Annotated in this window: 8 protein-coding genes; 2 read left to right on the forward strand and 6 right to left on the reverse strand. The window is 48.7% G+C overall.

What is annotated here, in order from left to right; genetic code table 11:
• Nucleotides 1–59: 59 nt before the first annotated feature.
• Genes ACW4QM_RS11230 through ACW4QM_RS11245 form a run of 4 tightly spaced genes read right to left on the reverse strand, consistent with a single transcriptional unit; the run spans nt 60 to nt 3,460 of the window.
• A complete protein-coding gene (locus tag ACW4QM_RS11230; RefSeq protein ID WP_455798461.1) occupies nt 60–1,358 on the reverse strand; it encodes a hypothetical protein in 1,299 nt (432 codons plus the stop codon).
• Entirely contained in the window at nt 1,355–2,392 is a 1,038-nt protein-coding gene (locus tag ACW4QM_RS11235) for a hypothetical protein (RefSeq protein WP_161128390.1), read from the reverse strand. Before ACW4QM_RS11235 ends, ACW4QM_RS11230 begins: the two co-directional genes overlap by 4 nt.
• Before the next feature lie 20 nt (nt 2,393–2,412).
• Nucleotides 2,413–3,237, reverse strand: coding sequence for a DUF7687 domain-containing protein (locus ACW4QM_RS11240; protein WP_161128391.1), 825 nt, complete (start codon nt 3,235–3,237; stop codon nt 2,413–2,415).
• Nucleotides 3,230–3,460: a helix-turn-helix domain-containing protein gene (locus ACW4QM_RS11245; RefSeq protein WP_157012443.1), complete on the reverse strand. Its 231-nt coding sequence runs from the start codon at nt 3,458–3,460 to the stop codon at nt 3,230–3,232. The genes ACW4QM_RS11240 and ACW4QM_RS11245 overlap by 8 nt, the downstream gene beginning before the upstream one ends.
• A 60-nt stretch (nt 3,461–3,520) precedes the next feature.
• Between ACW4QM_RS11245 and ACW4QM_RS11250 the strand changes: the two genes are divergently transcribed.
• Together ACW4QM_RS11250 and ACW4QM_RS11255 are read left to right on the forward strand one after the other, a co-directional pair.
• Nucleotides 3,521–4,384, forward strand: coding sequence for a DNA adenine methylase (locus ACW4QM_RS11250; RefSeq protein ID WP_157012442.1), 864 nt, complete (start codon nt 3,521–3,523; stop codon nt 4,382–4,384).
• Nucleotides 4,385–5,156: 772 nt separating this feature from the next.
• Nucleotides 5,157–5,552: a nitrilase-related carbon-nitrogen hydrolase gene (locus tag ACW4QM_RS11255; protein WP_161128392.1), complete on the forward strand. Its 396-nt coding sequence runs from the start codon at nt 5,157–5,159 to the stop codon at nt 5,550–5,552.
• Between the two features lie 204 nt (nt 5,553–5,756).
• On the opposite strand, the gene ACW4QM_RS11260 is transcribed toward ACW4QM_RS11255, so the two are convergent.
• Both ACW4QM_RS11260 and ACW4QM_RS11265 read right to left on the reverse strand, forming a co-directional pair.
• The gene (locus ACW4QM_RS11260; RefSeq protein ID WP_022740618.1) at nt 5,757–6,428 is read right to left on the reverse strand and encodes a Fic family protein; all 672 of its coding nucleotides are present in this window, start codon (nt 6,426–6,428) and stop codon (nt 5,757–5,759) included.
• A 420-nt stretch (nt 6,429–6,848) separates the two neighbouring features.
• Nucleotides 6,849–7,520: a DUF3800 domain-containing protein gene (locus ACW4QM_RS11265; RefSeq protein WP_195347127.1), complete on the reverse strand. Its 672-nt coding sequence runs from the start codon at nt 7,518–7,520 to the stop codon at nt 6,849–6,851.
• Nucleotides 7,521–8,087: the final 567 nt, after the last annotated feature.

The following is an 8,087-nucleotide window of genomic DNA, read 5'->3' on the forward strand; positions in this document are numbered from 1 at the left end:
TCGAATCTAGACAACTCGAATCATACCGAAGGCCGGAGCCGTGTCTTTTGGTATCTAGGCTATGCTGCTGTGAAAGTGCGCAAGAGATTGTACGTTACCAATAGATCATCATAGTCTTCGGTTTCTATCCCATCATTCACAACTTCCCTAAGATGGTTCATGGAAATGAGGACTTTCCGCATGAAATCGTTTCTGTCTTTTCGCAGCTCCGCATCTACGTTTTTTGAGAACTCTAATTTCTTGTCAATGTCTTCTATTTCATCAATAATCGCTGTCAGTTCACGATCCATTTCCTCAAGATTTCCATAGTCGTCTTTTACGGAAATTATATCTATCAGACTTATTTCTCTAGTTTCCGCAAGCGCATTAAAGCGTATCTGTAGTTCACGTATCTCTTTCTCAAGCCTCTCGACTTCCCCCACATAGTCATCAATCTTGTAATCTATCGTTCGCAATATTTCTTGCCTCATATCTTGTGTTGTTATATCAAAAGCAACGTTTGATTCTGGCATTGAATAGCCAATCGCTTTTGACCCACAATCGAGACAAACTATCGAACCGGTTTTTAGCTCTCTGTTCAATGACCCTAGTTCTCTGCGAAGTTGCTCGTTCTTCTTCATACGCACGTATGCATGGTTTCTTAGTTTCTGTCTTTCAGAGATATCGTTTTTTAACTTATCCAATTGTTCTACGAATCTACTGGTTTCTTCGCGGTCTGCGGTAGGACTTATCGCTGCAAGCGAAGTTCCACTCTCTCTTAAATCTCGAACCAATTTGGCAAGCTCTTTTCGCCTGGTTTTCAGCTTTCCTTTCCTATCTTTTAGTTCCCGTTCTGCTTGCGAATCTAGCTGCCGAGCATCCAATCCAACAATAGCAAACACCATTTCTTTAAAATCATCCTTTTTGTAGTAACTCCCGATTAAGCTGGAAGTATTTCTTGGAGTTTGGTTCACAAAGGATAATTGATTGAACAATGGCAATCCCACTCTTTGTAGCTTTCCGTCTTTGATTATTGAAGGCAAAGCACAAATGTTGTCGCTCCAGAACTCATCAAAATCTCGCTTGCTTTCTTCAAATACGAGCTCATCACGTTTTTTTATTGCAAATGTATCTCTACTCCTGAGTATCGATATTGCTTCTCCGTCAACATCCAAATCAATTATGAAAACGTACTCTTTCGGTTTGAAATTATGAGGAAACATGGCTTCCGAACCCATAGCGAACATGATTGATTGCATAACAATCGTTTTTCCAACATGGTTATCATCGCTATTTATGATGTTAATTCCATCAATAAAGTCGTCTAAAATATAGGCTTCAGCTTCATTCCCGAGGTAAATAGCTCTAACATTAATCATTTATATAGACCATCCTTTATAGTTGCGATGAAGTAGAGGCATGATCGCCTTTCTAAATGTGTGCACGCCTTACGAGTCTCAACTTTTAACTGATCGTATATTTCCTCAATATCTTTTTGATTACTATTGTCGATCGTTGTCACGACTTCATCCAAGAATGTCCAGAATGCTTCGCTGTTGTTTTTATCGAAGAATTGTCTGTAGATGGCATGTCGACAATCTTCTGTGATCGCATCTGGATCTTCTTCATCAGGTATTTGGTTTAAGTAATGAATAAAGCTTTTAGGCGTATCATCTCTAAGAAAGTCTCTATTCAGAATTCTTTGGATTACGAGCAATTCGATATCCCTGCGTTTTACCACACGCCCCAAATCAATAACCCTGTCTGGATGCGTTATCCTTTTTCCGGCTATACCTGCTCGGTTCTTAAGGGCTGATTGCTTGTCACGTATCTCAGTAAAGATTCTTTTAAGCTTCTTCGAATCCGGCATTATCGGGGCCGAAGTTCTTACTAAAGGTTTTATGTAATCCTCGCGATTTTCACGAAAGATAACAAAGTGAACCTTACTAAGAAAATCATTTATATTGTCTTCGCTAAGCAAATTATCATCAATGCCATTTTTTCGCTTCTTGCATTCTTCGATAAGGCTATCTTGGACTTTTTTCTGAGCCTTGGCTTCAATATCATGAAACCCAAACTCCACTAACTCAGGATTCTGCAGTACAGTTTTTGAAACGCCTCCAACAAACAGAGTCAAGCTATCAAAGAATTGCGAGAACTCGCTAAGATGATTCTCCAGAAGGGTTACAAGATATCTTCCCAGTTTTGCTGGAGAGATATTCTTTTCAGCCTTTGATTGTGCATCATGAAGCACAAAACAGGGATTGTCCATCCCTGTAACATCATTGAAGCAATCTACCGCAAATAACTCTATTCCATCTTCTGTAGCATCAAGCATATGCAATAAAGCTTTTGTCTCTGCTTCATTTCCGGAAGGCGTCCCTGTTTCTGTCGCTGTAAATACATATTCCATGCTTCATCTGCTGTTCTGCCCTAAGACTCAATTATTTCTCTTAACACCTCGGGCCATCTAGTTAGAACTTCATACCCGAAGATAATCTCGTCGACGCTTCCTTCATTCAGCATGTCTATCAACCTGCAGAAATACGATTTGCCTTGTTCCCACCAGGTTGAATATGAGTCAACAAACAAAATGTGCGTAGTCTTCCTTCCGGTTTGCTCTTCCGCATCGTTCAGTTCGTAACCATCCAAGCGCGTTTCGTATACGCCATCGGCAATCCTGCTGCCAAACGTCGTCGTATAGTAATACTCTTTGATTTCCCATACAGCCTCAGGATTTCGCGTTGATGGAAATGCTCCGTCCAAACGTCTAGAGGACACACTGACCAAATTATGATTGAGATCATAAAATTCAAGAAGACAGCGCGGGTCGTGATCGAATTCCAACCCGTAATCACTTAGGACATCAAAAGCGATGAGGTCGACGAGAGCGGTCAGAAAAGCTACATTCCTCTTCTCTCCTTTTTGCTTGTTCATTGGGGCACTGAAGGGCACAATTGCCCAGGATATCTTCTTCGATACTTGCGCGTAGACCTCTTCGGCCTGTTTGGCATCCATCAAATAATTTCGTGCTTCATGAACTGCTTCGCAACGCATCTCGCTATATTTGCTGAGCTCTTCTGCCTCAGCGATATCTATTTGATCGCCATTCTCTAAAAAGAGATTCACTATTTCGTCAACCGAATACGTCCGGATCGCGTCTGCTCTTCTTTTCGTATAACCGAGTTCTTGCGAAATGAATCTCACCTTCGCCCAAAACTCAGAAGGTTGTCCTTTGAAATAGTCGAATCTACGCATTCTCGGTCTCAATCTGCTCAAAAAGGACTGACAGAGGTGTATCCAAAGCTGCTGATATCTTCTCTATGTTCTCCAAAGATACATTACGTAATCCACGTTCAATATCACTGATATAGGTTCGATGCATTCCGCACAGGTCAGCCAGTTCTTCTTGTGAGTAGCCATGATTAACCCGTGCATCTCGCACCGCATCGCCGAATGCTATTTGGATACTTCTTTCCATGGGTTGATCATGGTACTATGTAGACGATAAGTCTACATGATATAAGTTACGGAGTTTCTAATGGTACCAGCCTTATTGAAGTGGATAGGCAACAAACAAAGGTTCGCAGAATACATCGTTGATTGTTTTCCTGAATCCTTCAGAAACTACCACGAACCTTTTTTGGGGAGCGGTGCTGTATTGGCTGAATTATCTCAACGTAATGCTTGCGGAGCAATGTGGCCTAGGTTTGAACGCGCATACGCCAGTGACGCACTTCCTTTTCTTGTCGATATTTTTCAATACGTCAAAGATGATCCCGATGTTCTCTGCGACTACTATCAAAGCCAGATTGATGATTACTATTCACATCCCGACGAATCATATTCCATGATTCGCGACCGCTTCAACAGTGATAAAAACTGCCTTGATTTTTGTCTGCTCACAAGAACCTGTTATTCAGGGATCGTCAGATTCAGGAAGAAAGATGGATTTATGAGCACCCCGAAAGGTCCGCACAAACCGATTTCCCCCGAATCGTTCAGAGAGCGCGTATATCAGTGGCACAACCTTGTTCAAAATGTTGATTTCGATACCGCTGATTATCGTGAGGCGATGTCACGCGCCAAGAAAGGCGATTTGGTCTATTGCGATCCGCCTTATACGCATTCTCAATCCATTATTTACGGAGCGCAGGATTTTTCCATCGATGGTCTTTGGGATGCTATAGCCGATTGCAAGTCGCGAGGAGTTTATGTCGCTTTGTCGATTAACGGATATAGGAAGTCGAAGTCAAAAAACATCTCACCACAACCACCTGATGGCGTTTTCGCGCGTGAAATAATTGTTAACTGTGGCACCTCAATGATAGATCGTCTTCAACAGAAGAATCATTCTATGCCAAATGACATTGTCCACGATAAATTATTGTTGACCTGGAATTAGGATTTATATTTTCAGATACTTCTTACTTCCATCAGCTGTACCTATGACCACATACTAGTGGCACCGTTGCAGGCTGTGCAGTGCGCCCAAACGCAGCCGCCTGCTTCAATAGTGCCGGCAGCGATGGAACAGATCCTGTCACCGTAGAATGTCTTGCAACAATTGACGCTGATCAAGCTTGGCGCACCACAAACGTCAAGCGAATCACAAACTACCTTGTAGGCGCCAGCGATCACACGCGCAACGCCAGTGGAGGCGCCATCAGCATTCGCCACGCCGTCCGAAAACTCGTGCCTATACGATGGTATGCGTGTCACCCAAGACAGCACGTCTCACATCACTTGCGTCATAGCGTCCGGCGATAACAGCACGCACCGGCGTATCCGCACCCTCCCCACACAGCAACCATGCTTTCGCCGCTCGACACAGCACGGCTCTGTTAACGCCTGCACTAAACCGCAGTAAATCCCACCCGGCGCTAACAAGCTATTTCTGGTATCTCCACGTACCTCCCTTCTTCTTAAAAAAACACTCGCGTATGTTCGAGTTCTCACGATAGATGCAGAGAGCCCCAGTCGCTATGCAGTTGAGAACAGGGTTGATCATCAGCTCGCCTTCGATACACAAATACTGCTCGGCGAGCTCAAACTCCGAACCGATAACAGTCGCGCTACAGTCCTCGCGCGTCTCCATGATCTTGAACAGGTCGACCGAGCCTTGCGTCGATATGTTGTTAGGATCGTCCGGCAATCTTCTGGGCAGGTACCGCAAGATGAAGGCAACCTCAAACGAGATGATCGTGCGGGCGACGGGGACGTTCACCTTGTGCGCCAGCCAAATCTGGACGCCGGAGATGGAGGAGAAGCTCTGCCGCTCCGACGCGCAGCGCCAGGCGATGGCCTACGGTCACGGGTTCACGCGGATCATCAGCCCCACGGGGCAGGTCATCGCCAAGATGGAGCACGACGCGGAGGGCGTGCTCGTCGCCGACATCGACCTGGGGCTCATCCCGGTCGCCAAGTACTTCATGGACCCGGCTGGCCACTACTCCACGCCGGGGAACATGCAGCTTTTCGTGGACGCGAGCCGCCAGAAGCCCGTGTTCATCCTCGGCGAGGAAGAGCCCGAGGGCCTCTCCTACGAGGACATCCAGTTCGAAGTTCAGTAGAATCTCGCCACCCGGAGGGTGCGGCCCAGGTCGTCTTCGCGCGGCATCGGGCCGCACCCTCCGCAATTCCAACTTCCCTGGGCGCTAGGGCGCACCAGAACCACCTGGACAAGTTCCCCAACGACTACTGCCATATCCCCAGGGAGCTCATGAGGAAGTACTTTCAGAAGGTGGAATAGCTTTCTCCACTTGTTCCAAACGCTGCTATAGCTCGGCGAATCTTTCCATACGCTCGGTCTCCGCCTCAGACAGGCGGCGCAGCATGGCGGCCAGGCCGTCGTAGTCGCTGCGCGCCAGCAAGTCCATGTAGGCGGCGCGCTCTTCCACGGGGATCACTACCGGAGCGAGACCGGCTCGCATGAGCCCGCGGTTTACGAGGATGCGACCCGTCCGCCCGTTGCCATCTTCGAAGGGATGAATTCTCTCGAAGCGGATATGGAAGCGGGCCTCACGCAGGAAGGGGTCTCCTCCCTCGTCGTGGTTGTACTCGTACACGAGCTGCATCATGAGCTGGTTCACTTGATTGGCGGCCGGCGGCAGGTGCTCGGCCCCGCGGATAATCACCTGGCCGTGACGATAGTCGTCGATGCCGCTTATGTTACGGTTGATATCCCGCGCTATAGCCTTGACAAGCCGCTCCGAAAGAGGGTCGTCCATATTTTCCGATGCCGTGGCCAGGGCGTACTTGTGGTTGATCGCCTCGTACAGCTCGCGAGCCGTAGCCGTCACCTTCAGAGTATTGTCGTTCCAGAGAATGGCATAGGTCTCGGCAAAGGACAACGTGCTGCCCTCGATGGCGTTCGAGTGGTATGTGCTGCGCGTCACGTAGTCTTCGAAATAGGCCTGGTGATCACGCATGAATTGCAGGACATCCACGGGGCGCTCCTCATAATGAAGCGGGCGCCCTCGCTGTAGAGAGCGCCCGCCAGGATGATCAAGCATCGGAGGGAAGAAGGGAACCTCTACTCCCACTCGATCGTTGCACGCTTGCATGGCGTGTTGTTGCGTGTCTTATCGTCCATAAGGTGCTATCTCACGTCGTATCGTCCGAATCAATTCTGAATCAAAGGTTGATTCGAGAGGGCGGGGATAGTTGCATAATTTTCCGATTCTAGACATTATGCGCGCTACGACTCCCCGATTCGCACTTGGGAATAGTCGCAGGCGGCTTGGAAACTGACCGATTCATGCGAATCGGCTGTTTATAGCTATCCTCGAATCGCCGCTTGCCGTTCCTGGGCAATTGTCACAAGCGGTTTGCCGATAACGCTCCGAAATCCAATCAGCCGCCGCGCGTTAGATTCTCTTCGCCCGCACTTCCTTGAGGATGCCCTTCCTGAACTGGGACCACGAGCCGAAGAACTTCTCATCGGTAGCGGTGGACGCTTTGTCGGCGTACTTGAGGGCGGTCAGTTCCATCGTGCAGATGTAGTCCGCGATCTGGCTGAGCCTGTAGTCCGAGGAGGAGGCCAGCCTGTAGACCACCGCGTCTTTCGAGAGGGCGTAGTCGACGGCCTTGTGGATCGCCTGCGCGACCGACTTCTGCCCGTCGTCGTAATAGATCTTGACGGCATCGAAATCCTGGAAGTACGCCAGCTTGTCGAACAGGAAGTCGACGAGGCGCTTGCGCATCGCGGCCGTGACTCCGTCGAGGTCGCCGTGCTCCTTCGTCTTGAGCGTGATGCACGTGTAGCGTACCGGCATGTGGCGGAAGAAGACTCTGAACGACGAGAGGAGACGCTTCCTGTCGGCGGGGTCCATGTTCTCGTAGCTGTCATGGCCGTTCAGCAGCGGGGAGGCATGGAACGGGATGTCGGGCAGGCCCTTCTCGGCGAGCGAACGCTCGTACAGGCGAATGCTCTCGGACACGTCCTCGTCCTGCTCGTGGAGCACGAGCGTGAGGAGATAGTACCTGTCCCTCAGGTTGTCGCTCCCGGATTCGTCTATGAACAGGCTGAGCTCGCGCAATTCGCCCCCTAAAACAAAGAAAGCCGGGGAAAACGTCCCCGGCACTTGGAAGCCCTCCTATCGGAAAACCATCTACTTTATACCATCGAATGCTGTTTTTGGCAACGGACGTCGTAGTTAAAGGCGCTCTTTCCTCTTTCCCGCATCTGCAGTGTTGCTTGTGTTTCACGTGCGGCTGCACAGTTCTGCCTACTCGCCGTAGCGCCTGCTCCAGCAGTCTATGCACATCGTCTGACCATCCTGTTCGGTAATGAACGTAGCAAGATACTCTCCGCCGCAAATGCTCATGTACGGTAAGGAAGCAAGCAACCGAAAACAAGAGATAGACCGCCAGCACTACACTATTCCGAACCAAAGACCAAAAGATAAGCATTGTGGGAAAATCTAAACTTTTGGATTTTCCTACAATGCCAACTACGGCGGAATCCCTCCCACTCCTTATATCTTTCTGTATACATTGAATTTGTATTTCCGACAGTCAACCAGTGTAGGGATGAGGGCGTGCTCATCTAGCCGCCGCGGCAGGGTGGTACAATCACGCTGCCAAACGTAGATTTGCGCGGGTGC

The sequence above is a fragment of the Adlercreutzia sp. CNCM I-6207 genome (assembly GCF_977072305.1).